19 protein-coding genes and 1 riboswitch are annotated in these 19,396 nt (G+C 69.9%); of the genes, 8 read left to right on the top strand and 11 right to left on the bottom strand.

Annotated features, from left to right (window positions below; genetic code table 11):
* Window positions 1–37: 37 nt before the first annotated feature.
* Complete coding sequence (locus ACYVHG_RS09950) at window positions 38–2,104, bottom strand: hypothetical protein (protein WP_461167277.1); 2,067 nt, start codon at window positions 2,102–2,104, stop codon at window positions 38–40.
* 284 nt (window positions 2,105–2,388) lie between these two features.
* A riboswitch (cyclic di-AMP (ydaO/yuaA leader) is annotated at window positions 2,389–2,543 on the top strand.
* A gap of 10 nt (window positions 2,544–2,553) precedes the next feature.
* Between ACYVHG_RS09950 and ACYVHG_RS09945 the strand changes: the two genes are divergently transcribed.
* Window positions 2,554–3,201: a transglycosylase family protein gene (locus ACYVHG_RS09945; RefSeq protein WP_461167276.1), complete on the top strand. Its 648-nt coding sequence runs from the start codon at window positions 2,554–2,556 to the stop codon at window positions 3,199–3,201.
* A 104-nt stretch (window positions 3,202–3,305) separates the two neighbouring features.
* Here ACYVHG_RS09945 and ACYVHG_RS09940 read toward each other — a convergent pair whose 3' ends face one another.
* From ACYVHG_RS09940 to ACYVHG_RS09925, 4 genes are read right to left on the bottom strand one after another with little or no spacing between them, the layout of a single operon-like run.
* Window positions 3,306–3,731 carry a molybdenum cofactor biosynthesis protein MoaE gene (locus ACYVHG_RS09940; protein ID WP_461167275.1) on the bottom strand — a complete coding sequence of 142 codons (426 nt, stop codon included), beginning with the start codon at window positions 3,729–3,731 and terminating at the stop codon, window positions 3,306–3,308.
* Complete coding sequence (locus ACYVHG_RS09935) at window positions 3,724–4,224, bottom strand: MogA/MoaB family molybdenum cofactor biosynthesis protein (RefSeq protein WP_461167274.1); 501 nt, start codon at window positions 4,222–4,224, stop codon at window positions 3,724–3,726. The genes ACYVHG_RS09940 and ACYVHG_RS09935 overlap by 8 nt, the downstream gene beginning before the upstream one ends.
* A complete protein-coding gene (gene moaC, locus ACYVHG_RS09930; RefSeq protein ID WP_461167273.1) occupies window positions 4,217–4,687 on the bottom strand; it encodes a cyclic pyranopterin monophosphate synthase MoaC in 471 nt (156 codons plus the stop codon). The genes ACYVHG_RS09935 and moaC overlap by 8 nt, the downstream gene beginning before the upstream one ends.
* 4 nt (window positions 4,688–4,691) lie before the next feature.
* Entirely contained in the window at window positions 4,692–4,886 is a 195-nt protein-coding gene (locus ACYVHG_RS09925) for a hypothetical protein (protein WP_461167272.1), read from the bottom strand.
* A 52-nt stretch (window positions 4,887–4,938) separates the two neighbouring features.
* On the opposite strand from ACYVHG_RS09925, the gene ACYVHG_RS09920 reads away from it, so the two are divergent.
* From ACYVHG_RS09920 to ACYVHG_RS09905, 4 genes are all read left to right on the top strand, one after another.
* Complete coding sequence (locus ACYVHG_RS09920; RefSeq protein ID WP_461167271.1) at window positions 4,939–7,137, top strand: helicase-associated domain-containing protein; 2,199 nt, start codon at window positions 4,939–4,941, stop codon at window positions 7,135–7,137.
* 76 nt (window positions 7,138–7,213) lie between these two features.
* Window positions 7,214–7,795, top strand: a complete 582-nt coding sequence (locus ACYVHG_RS09915; protein WP_461167270.1) for a TetR/AcrR family transcriptional regulator — start codon at window positions 7,214–7,216, stop codon at window positions 7,793–7,795.
* On the top strand, window positions 7,792–8,493 hold the full coding sequence (locus tag ACYVHG_RS09910) for a YqeB family protein (protein WP_461167269.1): 702 nt from the start codon (window positions 7,792–7,794) through the stop codon (window positions 8,491–8,493). The genes ACYVHG_RS09915 and ACYVHG_RS09910 overlap by 4 nt, the downstream gene beginning before the upstream one ends.
* Window positions 8,494–10,161 (top strand): DNA repair helicase XPB, encoded by a 1,668-nt coding sequence (locus ACYVHG_RS09905; RefSeq protein ID WP_461167268.1) that lies wholly within the window; start codon window positions 8,494–8,496, stop codon window positions 10,159–10,161.
* 31 nt (window positions 10,162–10,192) lie between these two features.
* Here the strand turns inward: ACYVHG_RS09905 and ACYVHG_RS09900 are convergent, their stop codons facing one another.
* Together ACYVHG_RS09900 and ACYVHG_RS09895 are read right to left on the bottom strand one after the other, a co-directional pair.
* Entirely contained in the window at window positions 10,193–10,735 is a 543-nt protein-coding gene (locus tag ACYVHG_RS09900; RefSeq protein ID WP_461167267.1) for a hypothetical protein, read from the bottom strand.
* Window positions 10,732–11,013, bottom strand: coding sequence for a helix-turn-helix transcriptional regulator (locus ACYVHG_RS09895; protein ID WP_461167266.1), 282 nt, complete (start codon window positions 11,011–11,013; stop codon window positions 10,732–10,734). The genes ACYVHG_RS09900 and ACYVHG_RS09895 overlap by 4 nt, the downstream gene beginning before the upstream one ends.
* Before the next feature lie 108 nt (window positions 11,014–11,121).
* Here ACYVHG_RS09895 and ACYVHG_RS09890 point away from each other — a divergent pair, with 108 nt between their 5' ends.
* The gene (locus ACYVHG_RS09890) at window positions 11,122–12,888 is read left to right on the top strand and encodes an HNH endonuclease signature motif containing protein (RefSeq protein WP_461167265.1); all 1,767 of its coding nucleotides are present in this window, start codon (window positions 11,122–11,124) and stop codon (window positions 12,886–12,888) included.
* 31 nt (window positions 12,889–12,919) lie between these two features.
* Here ACYVHG_RS09890 and ACYVHG_RS09885 read toward each other — a convergent pair whose 3' ends face one another.
* Window positions 12,920–14,230, bottom strand: coding sequence for a phytoene desaturase family protein (locus ACYVHG_RS09885; RefSeq protein ID WP_461167264.1), 1,311 nt, complete (start codon window positions 14,228–14,230; stop codon window positions 12,920–12,922).
* 47 nt (window positions 14,231–14,277) lie between these two features.
* Here ACYVHG_RS09885 and ACYVHG_RS09880 point away from each other — a divergent pair, with 47 nt between their 5' ends.
* Window positions 14,278–15,450 carry a pyridoxal phosphate-dependent aminotransferase gene (locus ACYVHG_RS09880; protein WP_461167263.1) on the top strand — a complete coding sequence of 391 codons (1,173 nt, stop codon included), beginning with the start codon at window positions 14,278–14,280 and terminating at the stop codon, window positions 15,448–15,450.
* A 30-nt stretch (window positions 15,451–15,480) separates the two neighbouring features.
* Here ACYVHG_RS09880 and ACYVHG_RS09875 read toward each other — a convergent pair whose 3' ends face one another.
* Window positions 15,481–16,467 (bottom strand): LLM class F420-dependent oxidoreductase, encoded by a 987-nt coding sequence (locus tag ACYVHG_RS09875; protein ID WP_461167262.1) that lies wholly within the window; start codon window positions 16,465–16,467, stop codon window positions 15,481–15,483.
* A gap of 60 nt (window positions 16,468–16,527) precedes the next feature.
* Between ACYVHG_RS09875 and ACYVHG_RS09870 the strand changes: the two genes are divergently transcribed.
* A complete protein-coding gene (locus ACYVHG_RS09870; protein WP_461167261.1) occupies window positions 16,528–17,109 on the top strand; it encodes an alpha-ketoglutarate-dependent dioxygenase AlkB in 582 nt (193 codons plus the stop codon).
* 12 nt (window positions 17,110–17,121) lie between these two features.
* Here the strand turns inward: ACYVHG_RS09870 and ACYVHG_RS09865 are convergent, their stop codons facing one another.
* The gene (locus tag ACYVHG_RS09865; protein ID WP_461167260.1) at window positions 17,122–17,937 is read right to left on the bottom strand and encodes an Abi-alpha family protein; all 816 of its coding nucleotides are present in this window, start codon (window positions 17,935–17,937) and stop codon (window positions 17,122–17,124) included.
* Window positions 17,938–17,943: 6 nt separating this feature from the next.
* Window positions 17,944–19,218: a hypothetical protein gene (locus ACYVHG_RS09860; RefSeq protein WP_461167259.1), complete on the bottom strand. Its 1,275-nt coding sequence runs from the start codon at window positions 19,216–19,218 to the stop codon at window positions 17,944–17,946.
* Window positions 19,219–19,396 lie beyond the last annotated feature (178 nt).

Genomic DNA, 19,396 nt, shown 5'->3' with positions numbered 1-19,396 from the left:
GGCGACGCGCGACGGTCGATCAGGTGGAACAGGCGACTCAGGCCGCAGAGCTCGCCTCCGAGTCGGCCTCCGGTTCTGCCGAGGCAGTCGAACCAGCGGACGCAGCCGGGACAGAGCCGCCACTGCTGGAGTTGCTGGCGGCAGAGACACCGCCGTCATCGGCTGGAGCGCCGCTGGTCCCGGCAGAAGCACCGCCGTTCCCTGCAGGAGCACCGCCGGCATCGGCAGGAGCGCCGCTGGTCCCCGCAGGAGCACCGCTGTTCTCGGCAACAGCTCCGATGTTCGCCGCAGGGGCGCCCGCAGGCGCAGCCGTGCTGGCGGCGGTCACGGGAACCGCACGTTTCGGCGCCCGGACCTCCAGCTTGTTCTCGGTCGCTTCCTCCGGCTTGACCACCGGCTTGTTCTCCGCTTCGGACACGGTGCCGGGCTGGCCCCCGCCGCCGATGACGGCCGGCTCCTCGGGCGCCGGCAGCACCGGATACCCAACCAGCCAGTCGGCGTTGGGGGCACCGCTGAACGTGGACAGACCCGATTGGGTCCGGCGTTCGTCCTTCTTGCCGATCTTGTCCAGTACAGCGAGCCGGTTGGACAGCGTTGAGGCCTCGCCGTTCAGCCGCTCGAACTCCTTACGCGCGGTGGCGGCCTCGACCATCTTCTTCCTCATGTCGTCGTACAGCCGCGACAGTTCTTCGGCCGCGACATCAAACTTCTTCATCGCGTCGGCACGGGCAGCAGCGGTCGTGGCGCCATGCATTGCGGCTGCAGCCGCGTTGGCCCTCTCCACCCCCCGGTCAAGCGCCTTCTCGGCCTCCGCATGGATGGCCGCGAGGGCTGTGCTGCGCTCTTGTGCCTCCGCGGTCTTGATGGCCGCGGCGACGAGTTCTGCCTGCATGGTGGTGCGCCGCTTCTCCAGTTCGGCCGGCGTGGCCGCCTTGAGGCTGTCGACCTCCCGGGCTACGGCGATGACCTTCTTCGCCTCGGCGGTTTTCGCCTCGGCGGCCTTGAGATCCGCGCCGGCCTTCTTGACCTTGGCTGCGGCCTCCGTGAGACTCTTGGCCGCCTTGCTTGCCTTCTCCTGAGCCTCGGCGAACTTCTGCTTCGCGGCCTTGGCCTTCGCCTCGGCGGCGGCCTTGGCCTCACCGGTTGCCGCTTCCGCGGCCTTCTTGGCCGCTGCGGCCTTGTCACGGGCACGCGCCTTCTCGACGTTGGCCACATCGGCCGCCGTCCGCAGCGGGTCGAGCGCACCCTTGAGCTCGGTCAGCTTCTCCCGCTTGGCCTTCTCGTCCTTGGCGGCGAGTTCGGCCGCCTGCACTGCGGCCAGTTCCTTGGCGCCGATCACCACAGGGTTCCAGGCAGCGGTGAGTGCTGCGACCTTGGCTTGCACCGACGCGGCCTGCGCCACCGGGTATCCGGCGATCGCCGCGGCGGACTTCCTGAAGGCCTCCGAGATCAGTGGGCCGACGTCGCCGAAGCGGCCCTCGAAGACGGCCTTCGGCACCGAGGTCAGCAGGCCGTAGAAGTTCTGGTAGACGGAGAGCGCCACCTGCCCGGCACCGTAGGCCGCGGCGACCGGGATGCCGAGGACGTCCATCGTGGCCAGGAACCGGGACGGCGCGGGCACCACGAGCGGTGCATCGGCGACCGGCTTCGGGCCCATTCCGGTCCGGATCCAGGTCGCCGAGTCTGCGACGGCCTTGTTGAACAGGCCCGACACGGCGCTGAAGTCGGCCCGCAGCATCGCATTCGGCACGTCCGACGCCAACTGGTACCAGACCGTGTACACGCCCTTGCCCACCCGGAAGACCCGCTCCACCTCGTCCACCGGCAGGCCCGCCTTGGCCAGGATGTCGGCCACCGGCTTGGGCAGCACCTTCATCTCAGTGGCCTTTTCGGCGAGGGTGGGCCCGGAACCCTCCATGGCCTCGCCGGTGGCCACGGTGATCGAGCTGAGCCCACCGGTCGACCGGGCCGGCAGGTTCTGCACCGTTCCCGGAATCGCCGCACCCGGCACGACGGAGTTACTCGTCACCGCACCCGATACCGGCGCGGCCGCCACTGCGACCGCGGCAGCCACCGCGGCCAAAGAAATCGCCCTGTTCCTCATACCCTCTAGTTTCTGATCGCAAATCTGGATTGGGTGCCCTTTTCGCCCTATAACGGATGATTCGGACAGGGGAACGGTAATCCCGAGCTTCAACTAAGGCAACCCTGAGGTTGTGTTAGGCGCCTGCATCGGGAGGTATCCCGGTCGTGACATTTTTCACATCACCTAAAATCACGGCCCGGTAACGGTTGGGCCTCGGGGCGGATTCTGTTACCGTCGCTGGGGGCCGCAGCAGCGACCACCGGACCGGCCGTAGCGCAGAGCTTCGTCCAGCGGACGATCCGGGAAATGCACCACTGATCTACATCTGGACGAAGGCGGAGGAACCACCGCGGCCACCCGGCCGCTGGGCTTATGCCCTAGGGGTCAAGCCGGTACCGGCCGAGCAGCCTCTCGCTCGAACCCGACAGCTAACTTCGCACGCGCGTAGAGAGGAAGACTTCACAGACATGGCTCGTCACCGCAAGCAGTCCACCACCGCCCGTACCGCCGTCAAGGTCGCTGCGACCGGCGCAATGCTCGGTGGTGCAGGTCTCGCACTGTCGGCTCCCGCCGCGAACGCCGCCCCCGATTCCCAGTGGGACAAGGTCGCCGCGTGCGAGTCCGGTGGTAACTGGGGCATCAACACCGGCAACGGCTACCACGGTGGCCTGCAGTTCGCACCGTCCACCTGGAATGCCTACGGCGGCCAGCAGTACGCGCCCACCGCCAACCAGGCCTCCCGCGCGCAGCAGATCGCGATCGCGGAGAAGGTCCTCGCCGGCCAGGGCAAGGGCGCTTGGCCCACCTGCGGCAAGGGCCTCGGCGCTCCGACCCCGCGCACCGTCTCGCCGACCGACACCGGCACCTCCACCAAGCCGGTCACCAAGCCCGCTACGAAGCCGGCCGCTCAGGCCGCCAAGCCCGCCGTGAAGCCGGCCGCTCAGGCCGTGAAGCCGGCCGTGAAGCCGGTCGCTCAGGCTGCGAAGCCGGTCGCCGGTGCCACCACCAACGCGGCGTACATCCAGCAGATCATCTCGCAGGCGCAGAGCGGTGGCCAGCAGGTCGATCCCGCCGTGCTCGCGATGCTGCAGCAGGCTGCTGCCAAGGGCTTCTGAGCTCAGTAGATCTCGACACCGAACGGGTCGACGGCCACGTGCTGCCGGCCCGTTCCGTCTTTCCCGGCCCGGTGTCCCACGGCCCGGAGTGGTCGAGCCCTGTTTCAGGCGCTGCCGACCCACTCGTCGGTTCCATCGCTGAAACGCTGGTGCTTCCACACCGGAAGCGCCGCCTTGACCGCGTCCACCACGTCCGCGCAGGTCGCGAAAGCGGCACCCCGGTGATCAGCGGAGACGGCGACCACCAGCGCGGCATCGCCGATCGCCAGCTCCCCCACCCGGTGCGAGACCGCGATCGCCCGGACCCCGTCGGCCCGGGCCGCCTGCTCGCGCACCACCTCGTCGAGCACTCGTGCGGCGGTGGGGTGCGCCGAGTAGTCGAGGGCGGTGACGCTACGGCCACCGTCGTGATCGCGGACCGCACCGACGAAACCGACCACGGCACCGGACTCGGAGCGGGTCACCAGCGCCTCGTGCGAGGGCAGGTCGATCGGCCGCTCGGTGAGCTGCGTCAGGACCACATCAGCCATGGTCTCCGCCACGGATCTGATCCAGCGCGTGCAGGATCACCCCGTCGAGTACGGCCAGCCCGTCACGCACGCCCCCGGCCGAACCCGGCAGATTCACCACCAGTGCCGAGCCGGCCACCCCGGCGAGTCCGCGACTGAGCACGGTGGTCGGAACGTCCGGCAGCCCGGCCGCGCGGATCGCATTGGCCAGGCCCGGGATCTCGAAGGTCAGCACACCCCGGGTCTCCTCGGGGGTGCGGTCGGACGGGGTCAGCCCCGTCCCGCCGGTGGTCAGCACCACCGCATCGCCGCGACGGACCGCCGCGCGGATCTCCGCGCCGACCTCGGAACCGTCGGGCACCACGATCGGGCCCATCACCTGGAAGCCGCGTTCGAGCAGCCAGGAGACGATCGCCGGGCCGGTGGTGTCCTCGCGCTCGCCCTGCGAGGCGCGGGTGGAGGCGACGATGACGGTGGCCGCCCGGTCGCGGGAGTGTCGTGCTGGTTCAGTCATCGCGCTGCCACCGTCCGGTCTTGCCGCCCTCCTTGGAGAGCACCCGCACGTCGGTCAGCACCGCGGCGGGGTCGAGGGCCTTGATCATGTCGTGCAAGGTCAGTCCCGCCACCGAGACCGCGGTCAGCGCCTCCATCTCGACACCGGTGCGGCCGGTGCAGCGCACCGTCGCGGTGATGGCGATCTGCGCGCCGGAGGCCTGTAGATCGACCTCCACCCCGGAGATCGGCAGCGGATGGCACAGCGGGATCAGGTCGGAGGTGCGCTTGACCGCCATGATGCCCGCGATGCGGGCGGTGGCCAGCACGTCCCCCTTGGGGACAGCACCGTCGGCGATCGCGGCGATCACCGCCTCGGTGGTGCGCAGCACCCCGGCCGCCACCGCCCTGCGGCTGGTGACGTCCTTGTCCGACACGTCGACCATGCGGGCCGAGCCCGCATCGTCGACGTGCGTCAGTCCCACGTGGTCAGCGATTGACTCGCGTGACCGGGTGCACGTAGGCCACGTGCTCCTGCGGGAAGGTGAGGTCGCCGAAGGGCGAGAGCGCTCCGACCACCGGTGCCGCGAACTCGGTCACGGCGTGATCCGCCGCACCGCTCTGCGCGCCGGGCCAGCCGTTGTCGACGTACGCGGCCTTCTTGGTATTCGAGGTCTCAGACACGTCGCTATTCTGACATGCTCCGCCCCTGCACCCGACCTCTAGGCTTGTATCGGTGAGCAGTATTCCGGCGTCGGCGGCCCTCGCCAAGTGGCTGCGTGAACGCAGTGACGCCGAGATCACCGACCTGCTGGCCGCCCGCCCCGACGTCGCGATGCCGGTACCTGCGGGTTTCTCGGTGCTCGCGACTCGCCTACTGAGCCCGTCGTCGCTCGGCCGGGTCGCCGAACGGCTGAACCTGCTGGACCTCGCCGTCCTGGAGATCGTGCTCGCCCGCGATGGCATCACGCCGGACGAGGTGGCCACCCGGCTGCGTGGACGCGCGCTCAAGAAGCAGGTGCTGGCCTCGGTGACCGGCCTGCGGAGGCTCGCTCTACTGCGCGGCGAGCACCGGTTGCATTCCTGCCCCGCGGTGCGGGAGGCGATGCCGTGGCGATCGGCGCAGCTGAGCGGACAGGCCGATCTCGCGGCGATCGACGCCGCCCTGGCCGCCGCCGGACCACAGGAGCGTTCGCTGCTGGACCGGCTCGCCGAGGGCTCACCGCTGGGCCGCACCGCAGCCGCCGGACCGGGCACCGCGCCCGATCACCCGGTGCAGAGGATGCTGGCCGCGGGGCTGCTGCAGCAGATCGACCACCAGACCGTGGAGCTGCCGTGGGAGGTACGGGCCCGGCTGCGCGGCGAGCTTCCCCTGGGGGCCTCGCTCAAGCCGCCGGTGCTCGACGGTGCCCCGGTCCCCGGCGTGGACGGCGCCGGCGCGGTCGCAGCGCTGGAACTGTTGCGGCACGCGGACGATCTGCTCGCGGTACTCGGGTCGGCCCCGGCGGCGCGGGTCAAGGCCGGCGGGATCGGGGTGCGCGAGCTGCGCCGGGTGGCCAAGGCCGCCGAGGTAGACGCCGACGACGCCACCGGTCGCGCCGCCCTGATCGTCGAACTCCTGGCCGCTGCCGGCCTGATCGCCGAGGGCGAGCTGGACGGCGAGGAGGATTCGGTGTTCGCGCCGACGGTCACCGTCGACGAGTGGCAGCGGTCCGCTCCGGCGGATCGATGGGCGCTGCTCGCCGGCACCTGGATCGAGTTGCGCCGCCGCCCGGAGATGATCGGCAGCCGCGGCGAGCACGGCATCGTCGGGCCGCTGCACCGGGGCGCGCGCAGCACCGTCGCTGAACAGGACCGGCGCGCGGTGCTCGATGCCCTGGCACTGGCTCCGGCCGGAACGGCGCCGTCGCTGCCCGAGCTGCACGCGGCGATCCGGTACGCCCATCCGTCCTGGTTCCGGCGGCTCACGCACCAAGGCATCGGGCGGATCGTGGCGCAGGCGCAGGCCGTGGGCCTGGTCGCCGGTGGCGCGCTGACCGCGGCGGGACGTGCGGCGGCCGGCTCCGGAAGCACCGCACAGGAGATGGCGCTGGCACTGCCGAAGCCGGTCGAGGAGTTCCTGCTGCAGGCGGATCTGACGCTGACGATCCCCGGTCCCACCACGCACGATTTCGCCGCCTCGGTCGCGTTGGTCGCGGACCTGGAATCGGCGGGCGGCGCGGCGGTGTACCGGGTGACCGAGGCCTCCGTGCGTCGCGCCCTGGACAGCGGCCGGACGGCCGCGGAGGTGCACGCCTTCGTCGCCGCGCACGCCGTGACACCGGTACCGCAGGGCATCACCTACCTGGTCGACGATGTCGCGAGGCGGCACGGAGCACTGCGGGCGGGGGTGGCCGGTTCCTTCCTGCGGTCGGAGGATCCGGCGCTGATCGCAGCGGTGCTGGCCTCCCCCGCTGCGCAGGCTCTGGCGCTGCGGGCAGTGGCGCCGACGGTGCTGATCGCGCAGGTTCCCCTCTCGGATCTGGTCGCCGGTCTGGCCGCGGCGGGCTTCTCCGCGGCGGCGGAGGACTCCCGCGGGGTGGTGGTGGATCTGCGACCTCCGGCGATCCGGCTGCCCGCACCGCGGTACCGGGCGCCGGCGGCGCAGCCCACGGCGGATCAGCTCGCCGAGGCAGCAGTGCAGATCCGTCGCCAGGACGTGCCGGCACGCCCCGGGGAGACCCGCGCTTCCGGTCCGGAGCTGGTGGAACTGCTGGTCGCGGCCGCCGGTTCGGGCAGCACCGTCGAACTCGGGTACGTCGATTCGAACGGCGTATTCACCCGGCACCTGGTGGTACCCGAGTCGGTGCGGCACGGTCAGCTCACCGCGCTCGACGGTGACACTCCCCGCCGGTTCGCCCTGCACCGGGTCACCACCGCCGAGTACGTGCAGTAGCCCCGTTCGACTCTGACCGTGGCCTCGGATCGTACATTAATTGACTGACCGCTCAGTTATTAATTAGAGTGAGAACATGGCCCGCACCTCCGACCCCGCCCTCATCGCCCGTCGGCGCGCCACGATCCTGGAAGCCGCCGCCGCGGAGTTCTCCGCCGCGGGTTTCGAGCGCGCCCGCGCCGCTGACATCGCCGCTCGCGCCGGTGTCAGCTCCGGAACCGTCTTCTACTACTTCACCGATAAGGCCGGCCTGTTCCGCGCCATGTTCGACGCGGATATCGCCCGCAATACCGAGATCCGGGACCGCGCTCTCGCGCAGAGCGACCCGCGCGCCGGAGTGGCGCTGGTGATCGACGCACTGGCCGCATCGTCGGTCGATCCGGTGGCACCGGGACTGATCGCCGAGCTGATCCGCCGCGTGCCCGCCGATCCGGAACTCGCCGAGACCATCTCCACCGCCGACGCCCTGATGCGAACGGCACTGTCCACGTTGATCGTTCGCGGGCAGTCCACCGGGATCTTCGACGCCGAAATCAATCCCGCGCACGCGGCGACGTTTCTCGTGGCCCTCACCGATGGCACACACCTCGCCGACGGTGACGTCCGCACCGATGCGCGTCGCGCTGCGCTCGCCTACCTCCGGCCGGAGCAGTCATGAGCAGCATGTCGCCCTCCGCGGTATCGGTCGGGCTGCCTCGCACGGTGCAACTGGCCACGGTGCTGGCCACCACGGCGGTGGGCGCAGCGCTCGGATTGCTGGCCCGGGGCATGGTCGGGTGGCTCGAGCGCACAGTAGTCGGTTCACCGGCGCCCCTACGGCTGGCCGCCCAGTTGCCCGTGGGAGTGGCCGTCGGAGTGCTGACGGCCATCGGTCTGATCGCCGGGTTCGTACTGATCGGGATGTGGCAGAGCGAGGTCGCGGCGGTCACCGTCGACCAGGATCACGTGGAGATCGCCGCTGGCGGGAGCCGCCGGTGGATCGCCCGCGCCCAGGTCGGCGAGGTCTTTCTGGGCCGGGGACGGGAGCTGACGGTCCTCGATCCGCAGGGCCGACTCCTCGCGGCCGCCGGCACCGACGGCGTACCCGCGCGACGCCTGGCCGAAGCCTTCCGCGCCGCCGGGTACCGATGGTCCGGCGACAAGGACCCGTACGAGGCCGAGTTCGTCCGCTTCGTGGATGGGCGCGATCGCGTGCCCGGCGACGCCTTGGAACTGTTGCGCGAGCGCGCCGTCGCACGCGCCGAGAAGCGTGGACCCACCGCCCTCGATCTGCGATTGCGCCTGGGTGAGCTAGGTGTGGTCGTGCGAGACCGCGGTGACGAGCAGGAGTTCAGGCCGGCGCGGCACAATGGGTAGATGACCGACGGGCCCCTCATCGTCCAGTCCGACAAGACCTTGCTGCTGGAGGTCGAGCACGAACTGGCCGGCGCCGCTCGGGCGGCGATCGCCCCCTTCGCGGAGCTCGAACGCGCCCCGGAGCACGTACACACCTACCGGGTGACGCCGCTGGCCCTGTGGAACGCTCGGGCCGCCGGACACGATGCGGAGCAGGTGGTGGACGCGCTGGTCACCTACTCCCGGTACCCGGTGCCGCAGCCACTACTGGTGGACGTGGTGGACACCATGAGCCGGTACGGCCGGCTGCAACTGGTCAAGAGCCCCGCACACGGCCTGATCCTGGTCTCATTGGATCGCGCGGTGCTCGAAGAAGTTCTGCGGCACAAGAAGATCGCACCGATGATCGGCGCCCGGATCGACGACTCGACGGTGGTCGTGCACCCGTCCGAGCGGGGCCACCTCAAGCAACTGCTGCTCAAAGTGGGCTGGCCGGCGGAGGATCTAGCCGGGTACGTCGACGGCGAATCGCACCCGATCTCGCTCGACACCGCAGGCTCGGGCTGGGAGCTGCGCGACTACCAGAAGACGGCGGCGGATTCGTTCTGGCTCGGCGGATCCGGCGTGGTGGTGCTGCCGTGTGGCGCCGGGAAGACGATCGTGGGTGCCGCCGCTATGGCGCGGGCACAAGCCACCACGCTGATCCTTGTGACGAACACCGTCTCCGGACGGCAGTGGAAGCGCGAACTCCTGGCGCGGACCACGCTCACCGAGGAGGAGATCGGCGAGTACTCGGGCGAGAAGAAGGAGATCCGCCCGGTGACCATCGCCACCTATCAGGTACTCACCCGCAAATCCAAGGGCGAGTACAAGAACCTGGACCTGTTCGACTCCCGCGACTGGGGTCTGATGATCTACGACGAGGTGCATCTCCTGCCTGCGCCGGTGTTCCGGATGACCGCCGATCTGCAATCGCGGCGCCGCCTGGGCCTCACGGCGACGCTGGTGCGCGAGGACGGCCGCGAGGGTGACGTGTTCTCCCTGATCGGGCCGAAACGCTATGACGCGCCGTGGAAGGACATCGAGGCGCAGGGATGGATCGCGCCCGCGGACTGCGTCGAGGTGCGGGTGACGCTCACCGAGAACCAGCGGATGCAGTACGCCACCGCCGAGCCCGACGAGCGGTATCGGATGTGCTCCACCGCGCCGGTGAAAACCGCTGTGGTGAAGTCGATCCTGGCACGACATAGGGGCGCTCCGACGCTGGTGATCGGGGCCTACCTGGATCAGTTGGAGGCGCTCGGTGCCGCACTCGACGCGCCGGTCATCACCGGCGCGGTCAAGAACAAGGAGCGTGAGGCCCTGTTCGATGCCTTCCGCGCGGGCGAGATCTCGACGCTGGTGGTCAGCAAGGTCGCGAACTTCTCCATCGATCTTCCGGAAGCGTCCGTCGCGGTGCAGGTCTCGGGCACCTTCGGCTCCCGCCAGGAGGAGGCGCAGCGGCTCGGACGGCTGCTGCGGCCCAAGCACGACGGTGGCACCGCCCACTTCTACTCGGTGGTCTCCCGGGACACCCTGGACGCCGATTACGCCGCGCACCGTCAGCGCTTCCTCGCCGAGCAGGGCTACGCCTACCGCATCGTCGACGCCGACGACATCCTCGGTCCCGCCATCGGTGGGAGCGATTGACCCAACCGCGTCCGTGCCGGACGCGCCCCTCCTACAGCGGTACGTCCTCGGCCTCGGGATCGGGCCGCGTCCAGGCCAGCAGCATCGCCGGCGTCGACATCCCGATGAGCAGTGCCACCAGAGTGAACAGCCCGGACGCGTAGTGCCAGGCATTGTTCCCAGCAGGCTGCGCGATCACCGCAGTGAAGATGGCGTAGCACACCGCCACCAGGACCAGGTTCTGCGTGACGCTCAGCCCGATCGATCGAGCCTCGTTCCGCTGCTGGATCTCCCATTCGTCCAGAGCATCAGCGGGCGCATCCCCCTGACGCCCCGAGACGATCTGCAGCATGCTCCACAGTGGTAGCAACAACGCGCAGGCAGGCAGCCACAGCAGCGGCGCGATCCCGATATCGAAGTGGCACAGCACCCCGACGACGAACATGTACAGGTACACCAGCCCCAGCGCGACGACGAGCTTGCGCCGCCGAGACCGGGTGCGCCAGTTCGGGAACATGTGCGCCGTACGCTTCTCGTTCTCCAGAAAACGCCGGGTGCGGCGCTCTTGGTAGCCGCTGAACAAGTTCGCAGTCATCGTCGTCCACCCTTCTCCTTGCGTCCATACACTTCTGTTGACAGGGGACCGAACTCGGTCCGCGAGAACACGGCTTCGACCGGGAGGTCGAAGACCGCACAGATCCGGAAGGCCAGATCGAGGCTCGGGTAGTGGTCCCCCCGCTCCAACGCGCCCACAGTCTGTGGATTCACGTTGATCTCTGCCGCCAACGCGGCTCGGCTCATCTGCCGCTCGGCGCGCAAGACGCCGATGCGATTGAAGATCGGTAGAGAATCTTCACGTCTAACCGGACTCATATAACTGATTGTTGTGAAAACCCAACCTACTGTCAAGGGTGCCCACCTTCGCACGTCGGCACACACGCCCCCTAGCCTTCCGCCGGATTCGAGCGTATGATCGAATGTATGAGCATCTCCGGTAGCGCATTCGAACTGGGGCGGCAGGTCACGCAACCACTGCCACCCGTGTTCGACGGCGTCTCCGACCGCTCCGTTGCCTCCTTGCTGGCGGAAGTACGAGAGCTCGCAGCCCAGGCCAATCGCATCGAGGCTCGGCGTTGCGCACTGCTGTCACAGGTGTACGCGCTACGTGACCAGCAGAGAAGCATCCTGGAGGAGACGAATCGGCTGTTCGTCGGCGATTGGGACGAGTTGGTCGCCGAAGTCGGCGCAGCACTGCAGGTCGGTCGCGGGGCGGCCGGAGCGGCGGTGCACCGCGCCCTCGATCTGCGTGAGCGCCTCCCCCAGGTGTTCGAACTTTTCGGGAGCGGCCGGATCTCGCTCACCCTGGCGCGGGTGGTGCTCCGCTACGCGCGAGCGATCCTCGACGATCACATCGCGCACGCGTACGACGCCCGCATCGCCGCCTGGCTGGCCGGCACCACCGCAGACCCGGACCTCACCCTCACCGCCGCTGCGGTGGAGGAGGCCTCCCGCACGATCATGGTGGAGATCGACCGGGACGCGATTCCGCACCAGCCCGAGCCCACACCCGCGCCACGGATCGATTTCCACTCCCGCAATGACGGCACCGTCGATCTGGAAGCGGTGCTTCCCAAGGCCGACGCCATTCGTCTCTCCGCGATGATCGCCGAGGTCGCTCGAACCGTGTGCCGGCGTGACGGCCGCCCACTGGCGGAACGGCAGGTGACCGCGCTGATCGCCCTCGCGGAGGGGTACACGAGCCTGGGCTGCCACTGTCGTCAGGAGGGCTGCGCACATGCCGAGCGCACACCGCGCAGCGGCGCAGTCGCACCGGATATGAAGGCACTCGCGGTGATCGTCCTCGCCGAATCCGACGCCGCTCACGCCGAGTCCGCTGGTGCCCCGCCCGCAGCGCCCGCAGAGCCGCCCGATGGCGCGCCGACTCCGCGCCGCGGCGCGGTGGTGCTCTGCGAGGACCTCGGCATCAGTGGTCCGGTCACCGTCGAGCAGGCGAACGCATTGATCGCTCAGTGCGATACCACCGTCCGGCCGCTGGGTCGCCGCGACCCGGCGACCGGCCGTGTGCACGCGACCGGCGCATCGGGGTACACGCCCACGCGGTATCAGCTCCTGGTGATGCGGCTGCGATACCCCACCTGCACCTTCCCGGGGTGCAGTGTGTCCTCGGCGCTGTGCCAGGCCGACCACGTCGCCGAGTACGACCACCGCCATCCCGAGCGTGGTGGCGGCACCACCGTCGCCGGTGCCGCCGGGCCCGGGAACCTGGTACCGCTGTGCGGATTCCACCACCGGATCAAGACCGAGACCTCCTGGCTGTCGGACGTCCTCGACGACGGCACCGTGGTGTGGACGCATCCCGCAGCCGGAACCCGCACAGTCGCGCCGAGCACCTCGTCGAGCCTGCTCCCCGGCCTGGCGTCCCTCACCTGGGACACGCCCACCGGCGTTCCCCGGTGCACCGGCACCTCGGACGACGAACTCGGCACCACCGGCAGCACCGGCGGCCGCGGACCCCGCGAGCCCGCCGCACAGGACCTGGACCGGCACGCCTCCCGTCGCGCCGCCTCCCGCCGCGCCGCGCGCGCCCGTAACCGCCGGATCCGCACCGCCCGGTGCGCACAGCGCGCAGCCGAACGGGCACAACGCCTCCAGGAACTGCTCGACCAGCAACGACGCCGCGCCGAGCAGGCCGGTGAGCCACCACCGCCCGACGATCCCCCGTTCTGAACCGGCCCGGCCGCTGCGGCGCACCGGCGGACTACAGCGAGCGCAGCGCCGCCTGCGCGGCCTGACGGCCGACCATGCCGTGCACACCTGGCCCCGGGGCGGCGGCCGCCGAGCACAGGAACACCCGGTCGGTCAGGCGACACGGATCGATCAGCTTCGGCCGGCGCAGCAACTGCGAGGGGATCGCCGCCCCGGCGGCGATGTCACCGCGCACCAGGTTCGCATTCGACGCCCACAGTCCGTCCGGCCCCGTCGAGCGCACCGCCGTGATCCGCTCCCGCACCCCCGGCGCGTGCCGCTCCACCTCCGCCAGAACCGATTCCGTCAGGTCACCGGCGAATCCCTGCGGGCAGTGCGCGTACATCGACACCGGCGTCAGATCGCCCTTGCACCGCGACGGATCAGCCAAGTACTGCTGAGACAGAATGATCACCGGCCGATCCGGCATCCGCGCCCGGTCCACCATCAGTTCCTTCTCACCGATCTCCCGAGCCGTACCACCGAGGTGCACGAACGCGGACCGGCGGAGCTGCTCGTGCGCCCACGGGATCCCCCCGTCGAGCACGAGATCGACCTTGAACACCGCCGCTCCGAACCGCCACCGCCGGACCCGCCGCCGCAACCACCCCGGTGCGCGCTCCCCCAACAGTTCCCGCGCGGCCGGCAACCCGGTGTCGAGCATCACCAGATCGGCGTCCGGCAATTCGGTGACCCGCTCACCGGTACGGATCCGGCCACCGTGCGCCCGTACCAGGTCTGCGAGTCCATCGGAGATCATCTGCGAACCACCGATCGGCACCGGCCACGGCCGCACCCCGGACAGCAGGTATCCGATCGACGACGTGGCCGGCAGGTGCAGCGGGACGATCGAATGCGCCGCCACCCCCGCGAAGACCGCGCCACCGACCCGCCCCAGCGCCGCCGCGGTCACCGCCGCCGGCACCAGGAACCGCGGCCCCCACGCCATCGCGGCCCCCGGATGCCGCGGCAGTCGCGCCGTCGGCCCGAAGAACACCGCCATCGTCTCCGGCCCGCAGTCCGGCACATCCGCCAGAGTGCCCACCGCATCCCGCGGATCGGGTGAGAGCGGATGCGCCAGATCGATCTCGGCGGTGCCCCATTCGATGTCCAGCCCCACCTCCCGCAGCGCGGGCGAGGCGTACGCCAGTGGGTGCCCGGTGGAGAACCGGTCGACCACGGTGCCGCTGAGCTCATCGCTGCGGCACGCCCCGCCGATCGTCGGCTCGGCCTCGAGCACCGTCACCTCGATACCCTCGCGGGCCAGGTAGGCGGCGGCGGTGAGCCCGTTCGGGCCGGACCCTACGACGACGGCGGAGATCATACCCCACACTAACCAGGCCGCCGGTGCGGAGCGATAACGTTGACCCCATGCGCACCGTCGAACGACTGCAGCCCTTCACGTCGACGATCTTCGCGGAGGTCTCGGCGCTCGCCGAGCGGACCGGCGCCGTCAACCTCGGGCAGGGCTTCCCGGACACCGACGGCCCCGCCGGGATGCTCGCCGCCGCCAAGGAGGCGCTCGACGGTGGCCTCAATCAGTACCCGCCCGGCGACGGCCTGCCGCAGCTGCGTCGTGCCGTGTCCGCACAGGTCCAGCGCGAGTACGGCCTGCACTACGACCCCGACGGTGAGGTACTGGCCACCGTCGGCGCCTCCGAGGGCATCGCCGCCGCCGTCCTGGGCCTGGTCGAACCCGGCCAGGAGGTGATCCTGATCGAACCCTTCTACGACTCCTACGCCGCGACCGTGGCGATGGCCGGCGCGCACCGCGTGGTGGTGCCGCTGGTGGAGGACGGCGGCCGCTACCGCCTCGATCCGGACCTGCTGCGCGGCGCCGTCACCGAGCGCACCGCCGCGATCATCGTGAACTCCCCGCACAATCCCACCGGTACCGTGCTCTGCGACGACGACCTGCGACTGATCGCCGAGCTGTGCGTACAACGCGACCTGCTGTGCGTGACCGACGAGGTCTACGAGTACCTGCTCTTCGACGGCCGGGTGCACCGACCGCTCGCCGCCTTCGAGGGGATGCGCGAGCGCACCGTCCGGATCTCCGGCGCGGCGAAGGCGTTCAACGTGACCGGTTGGAAGGTCGGCTGGATCACCGCGCCGCGTGAACTGGCCGACGCCTGCCGCGCCGCCAAGCAGTGGCTCTCCTTCACCGGCGCCGCGCCGCTGCAGCACGCCGTCGCCCACGCCCTCGACCACGAGCACGCCTGGCTGCAGCAGCTCTCCCCCACCCTGGCGCGCAGCCGGGACCTGCTCACCGGCGCCCTGGAGCAGGCCGGGTTCACCGTGCACCCGTCCGAGGGCACCTACTTCGTGGTCGCCGACGCGCGCCGCCTCGGGGCGGGCGACGCCTCCGCGCTGGCCCGGGAGCTCCCCGGCCGGGTCGGAGTGGCCGCGGTACCGGTCGGTGCGCTGGCCGACGATCAGCAGCGCTGGGGTCACCTGCTGCGGTTCGCGTTCAGCAAGGAGGAGTCGGTGCTCGCCGAGGGCGCCCGCCGCCTCGCGGGCCTCACAGGCCTGGCCGACGAGTGACCGGCACCCGGCCGGTTCACCGGCGGCAGCTCAGGCGAACGCGGGGATGACCTCCTGCTCGAACAGCTCCAGCCCGGAGGTGTCGTATGCGATCTCCGGGAAGTAGCAGATGGCGTAGGTCATGCCGTCGGCCTCGAGCCGCTTGAGGTTGTCCACGATCTCGCCGGGTGTGCCCACGCCGGGCATCCCCAGGAATCCGCCCATCGCGGCGTCGACCGCGGCCTCCGGCGCGTGTTCGAGCAGGCGGTTGCGGGTCTCGTCGAGGCGGCTCTGCACGTCCCTGGCGGTCGGCGCGATCGCGATGTTGTAGTTCGCGGACCGGGTGATCGCGGAGAAATCGGTACCCACCTCGGCGCAGTGCTCGCGGAGCACCTGCGACTTGTGGGCGAAACCCTCGAAGGTGCCGTCGAAGTTGGTGTACTGCGCGTACTGCGCGGCGATCCGCAGCGTCTTCTTCTCCCCGCCACCGGCGACCCACACCGGGATACCGCCGTCCTGCAGCGGCAGCGGACGGCAGAGGGCACCGTCCACCTGGTAGTACCTGCCGTCCAGCGTGGCGCTGCCCTCACGCCAGGCCTGCTGCATGATCTGCACGCCCTCGTCGAGCCGGCCCAGGCGCTCGCCGGCCGACGGGAAGCCGTAGCCGTAGGCCCGCCACTCGTGCTCGTACCAGCCGCCGCCGATCCCCATCTGCACCCGGCCGCCGGAGATGATGTCGACGGTGGCCGCGACCTTGGCCAGGTAGGCGGGATTGCGGTAGCCCATCGCGGTGCACATCTGCCCCAGCTTCACCCGCTCGGTGGTGGCCGCGAGCGCCGACATCAGCGTCCACGCCTCGTGGGTGGCCTCCGCGGTCGGCACCGGAACGGTGTGGAAATGGTCGTAGACCCACACCGAGTCCCAGGGGCCGGCGTCGGCCCGGGCGGCCAGGCCGCTCATGGTGGCCCAGTGCTCGGCCGGATCGATGCCGGCGAGGTCGAGTCGCCAGCCTTGCGGGATGAACAGTCCGAATCGCACTCCCCAACCCTACGGAGGGTCACCCGAAGATGTCGGACGGTGGTCGTAACCTCGTGATCGATGCAGGACTCACTGTTCGACGTGGCCCCGCACCGCCGCGACCTGTCCGACGGTGCCTGGCTCGACCTGCGCACCGGCTGGCAGCCCGGCGCCGACGACCTGTTCACCGCACTGCACCGCGATGTGCCGTGGGTCGCTGAGCGGCGGCGCATGTACGAGCGCACACTGCCGGTGCCGCGGTTACTGCGCTTCTACGACGCCGGCGCCGCGCTGCCGCACCGGGCGCTGGGCGAGGCGCTGGCGCAGCTCACCGAGCTGTACTGGGACGATCTGCGGGAGCCCTTCACCTCGGTGGGCCTGTGCCTGTACCGCGACGGTTCGGACTCGGTCGCCTGGCACGGTGACACCATCGGGCGCGGCGCCACCGACGACACCGTGGTGGCGATCGTCTCGCTCGGTGCCGCCCGCCCGTTCCTGATGCGCCCCCGCGGCGGAGGCCCCAGCACCAAGCTGCACATCGGGCACGGTGACCTGCTGGCGATGGGCGGCAGCGCGCAACGCACGTGGGAGCACGCGGTGCCGAAGGTGCCGCACGCCGGGCCGCGGATCAGTGTGCAGTTCCGGACCGCCGGGGTGCGCTGAACGCCGTCGGCGCTACTGGCCGGTGGTGAAACTGGCGGCGTAGAAGTCGCGGCCCAGCGGAGTGATCTCTACCCGCCGGCGCACTGTCTTGGCGTACCGGCCGGCGGTGTCCATCGCCTCGATCAGCCGCGGCTGCACCTGCAGCAACTCGTACCGCCGCACCTCGACCTGCTCCTTGGAGAACCAGATCAGGCCCAGCCGGTTCAGGTTGCCCAGGTAGGAGGCGATCCGGTCGACGTGCCGGCAGCCGGCGACCTCCGGGATCATCGATACCCCCGCGGCCACGGTCTCCGCACCGACCCCGAACGGACGGGAGGTACGAACGTCGATCGCGGGCTGCGGGCCGTCGTTGTAGAGCAGCCGCAGGATCCGCGCCTCATCCGGGCACAGTTGCGCCAGGATGTGCTCGAACGCCGGGTGCGGGGCGTCGCCGCCCGCCGGCTCGGCGGACTGCAGGAGCAGCCGGTCACCGGCCCGGCGCAGCTCCGCAGCGGTCGCCACCGTCGGTTCCTGGTAGTCGGGCTGCTCCTCGATCACCTCACCGTGCACCACCACCCGCGGCGCGACCTCGCTGGTCAGCGCCACGTCCACCAGGTGCTCGGCCTCGCTGACGATCTGCTGGGTCAGGCGCTGCGCCGAGCCGCCGATCTCGCGGGTCACGCTCAGCGCCGAGCTGGAGACCCGGCCCAGCGTGCCGAACAGCCCTCCGCCGCCGGAGTCCTGCCGCCCGGCTTCGGCGATCTCGGTCTCGCCGGGCACCGCCAACTCGAAGGCCTCGGTCTCGGCCTCGGCATTCCGCGACGAACCGGAACCTGACTTCTTAGCCACCTTGTCTCACACCCCGAATATCGCTAGATGGAGGAACCCGGCGAGCGAGCCGAGTACCGCGCCGTGCAGGAACAACAGCCACTCATCCTGCTTGATCGCCGAACGCAACAGTTCACTGAGGTCGCCCGGCCCCAGGGAGTTCATCCGCTCGATGACGAAACTCCGCATCTTGGTCTGCTGCTCGGCCACGAACACCGGGTCGCTGACCGTCGCCTCGGCCACCTTGATCGCCTCCGCACCGGCCAGGTGCGGCACCCGCCGGTAGGCCTCGTTGCCCACCGACATCCGGACGAAACCGCGCGCCCACCCGGCGGCGTTGTCGATCGACTCCCGCAGCACGCTCTCGACGGTGGCGCGGGTGCGGTCCGAGCGCGGACCGTGCAGCAGCTCGTCGCAGATGGTCTCGACGGTGATCACCTTGTCGGCCATGACGATGGCGTACTGCTCGGCGATCTCCTTCTTGCGCTTGAGGAACATCCCCTGCTTCCAGGGCACCCACCAGGAGGGGTTGATCGGCTCGAAGATCATCAGGATGCCGATGTAGTTGACCACGTAGCCGATCACCACACCGCCGAGCGGCAGCACCCACCAGTAGGGGAAGAAGTGCAGCAGCGCCACCAGCAGGAAACCCATCGGGAAACCGAAGTAGAAGCCGAAGTTCTGCATGAACTTCAGCTCCTTGCGACCCATGTTGTAGAAGATCTCCTTGAGCACCTTCGGGTGCTCGGTGAGGTAGCGGATCACCATCAGTTTGGCGTCGATGTAGTCGTCGATGTTCTCGCCGATGGTGGAGGTGATCTTGCGGATGTCCTTGGGCAGCGACGCCGACACCCGCCGGTACACCAGCAGCTTCATGTCCTCCGGCAGCGAGTACCACAGCCTCGGGTTCTCCCGCTTCATCACCGTTTCGACGATCGACGGGATCATCGGCAGGGACGCCTCGGTGAGCACCTCGGAGATGTTGTCCGGGTCCATCACCTCGTAGAACTCGGAGATGCTGCCCACCTTGTTCAGCGACTTGTCGACCGCGATGCTCGCCATCTTCTCCGCGCGGGACGGGACGATGCCCTGCCAGCCGACCCGGCCGTCGGCCTGGATCGCCGGGATCACCTGCACCCGGCGCGGCAGCAGGGGGTACAACGAGGCCATTCCGGGGATCTTGACGCCGTAGAACTTCTTCGGTTCGAACAGCATGAGAATGCCGGACCAGTTCGTGATGTAGCCGATGATGCCGGTGAACAGGGGGATGGTGATCAGCTGCTCGATCAGGTGCGCGCTCACCGGACCCCCCGATCGTTCGCTCCGGCAGCGTTCACCGAACTCAGCATGGCCCTCCGATCAGTCGCTGCGCGAATCGCATTCCCGGCAGCTGGCTTCGCGATCACAGTACTCAACAGGCGGAATGTTTCGCGTCGAGATCGATCATTGCCATCGGTTACATTCAGGTCACCTCTGCGAT

It is taken from the genome of Tsukamurella serpentis (genome assembly GCF_054780975.1).
The sequence above is the reverse complement of the archived record's forward strand: the minus strand, read 5'-3'. Positions and strand labels throughout refer to the sequence as shown.

Coding starts and splice junctions, on each gene's coding strand:
- ACYVHG_RS09870 (WP_461167261.1), top strand. CDS start 16,528: ATGCAGGACTCACTGTTCGACGTGGCCCCGCACCGCCGCGACCTGTCC.
- ACYVHG_RS09905 (WP_461167268.1), top strand. CDS start 8,494: ATGACCGACGGGCCCCTCATCGTCCAGTCCGACAAGACCTTGCTGCTG.
- ACYVHG_RS09935 (WP_461167274.1), bottom strand. CDS start 4,224: ATGACTGAACCAGCACGACACTCCCGCGACCGGGCGGCCACCGTCATC.
- ACYVHG_RS09915 (WP_461167270.1), top strand. CDS start 7,214: ATGGCCCGCACCTCCGACCCCGCCCTCATCGCCCGTCGGCGCGCCACG.
- ACYVHG_RS09895 (WP_461167266.1), bottom strand. CDS start 11,013: ATGAGTCCGGTTAGACGTGAAGATTCTCTACCGATCTTCAATCGCATC.
- ACYVHG_RS09885 (WP_461167264.1), bottom strand. CDS start 14,230: ATGATCTCCGCCGTCGTCGTAGGGTCCGGCCCGAACGGGCTCACCGCC.
- ACYVHG_RS09910 (WP_461167269.1), top strand. CDS start 7,792: ATGAGCAGCATGTCGCCCTCCGCGGTATCGGTCGGGCTGCCTCGCACG.
- ACYVHG_RS09880 (WP_461167263.1), top strand. CDS start 14,278: ATGCGCACCGTCGAACGACTGCAGCCCTTCACGTCGACGATCTTCGCG.
- ACYVHG_RS09940 (WP_461167275.1), bottom strand. CDS start 3,731: ATGGCTGATGTGGTCCTGACGCAGCTCACCGAGCGGCCGATCGACCTG.
- ACYVHG_RS09950 (WP_461167277.1), bottom strand. CDS start 2,104: ATGAGGAACAGGGCGATTTCTTTGGCCGCGGTGGCTGCCGCGGTCGCA.
- ACYVHG_RS09890 (WP_461167265.1), top strand. CDS start 11,122: ATGAGCATCTCCGGTAGCGCATTCGAACTGGGGCGGCAGGTCACGCAA.
- ACYVHG_RS09900 (WP_461167267.1), bottom strand. CDS start 10,735: ATGACTGCGAACTTGTTCAGCGGCTACCAAGAGCGCCGCACCCGGCGT.
- ACYVHG_RS09945 (WP_461167276.1), top strand. CDS start 2,554: ATGGCTCGTCACCGCAAGCAGTCCACCACCGCCCGTACCGCCGTCAAG.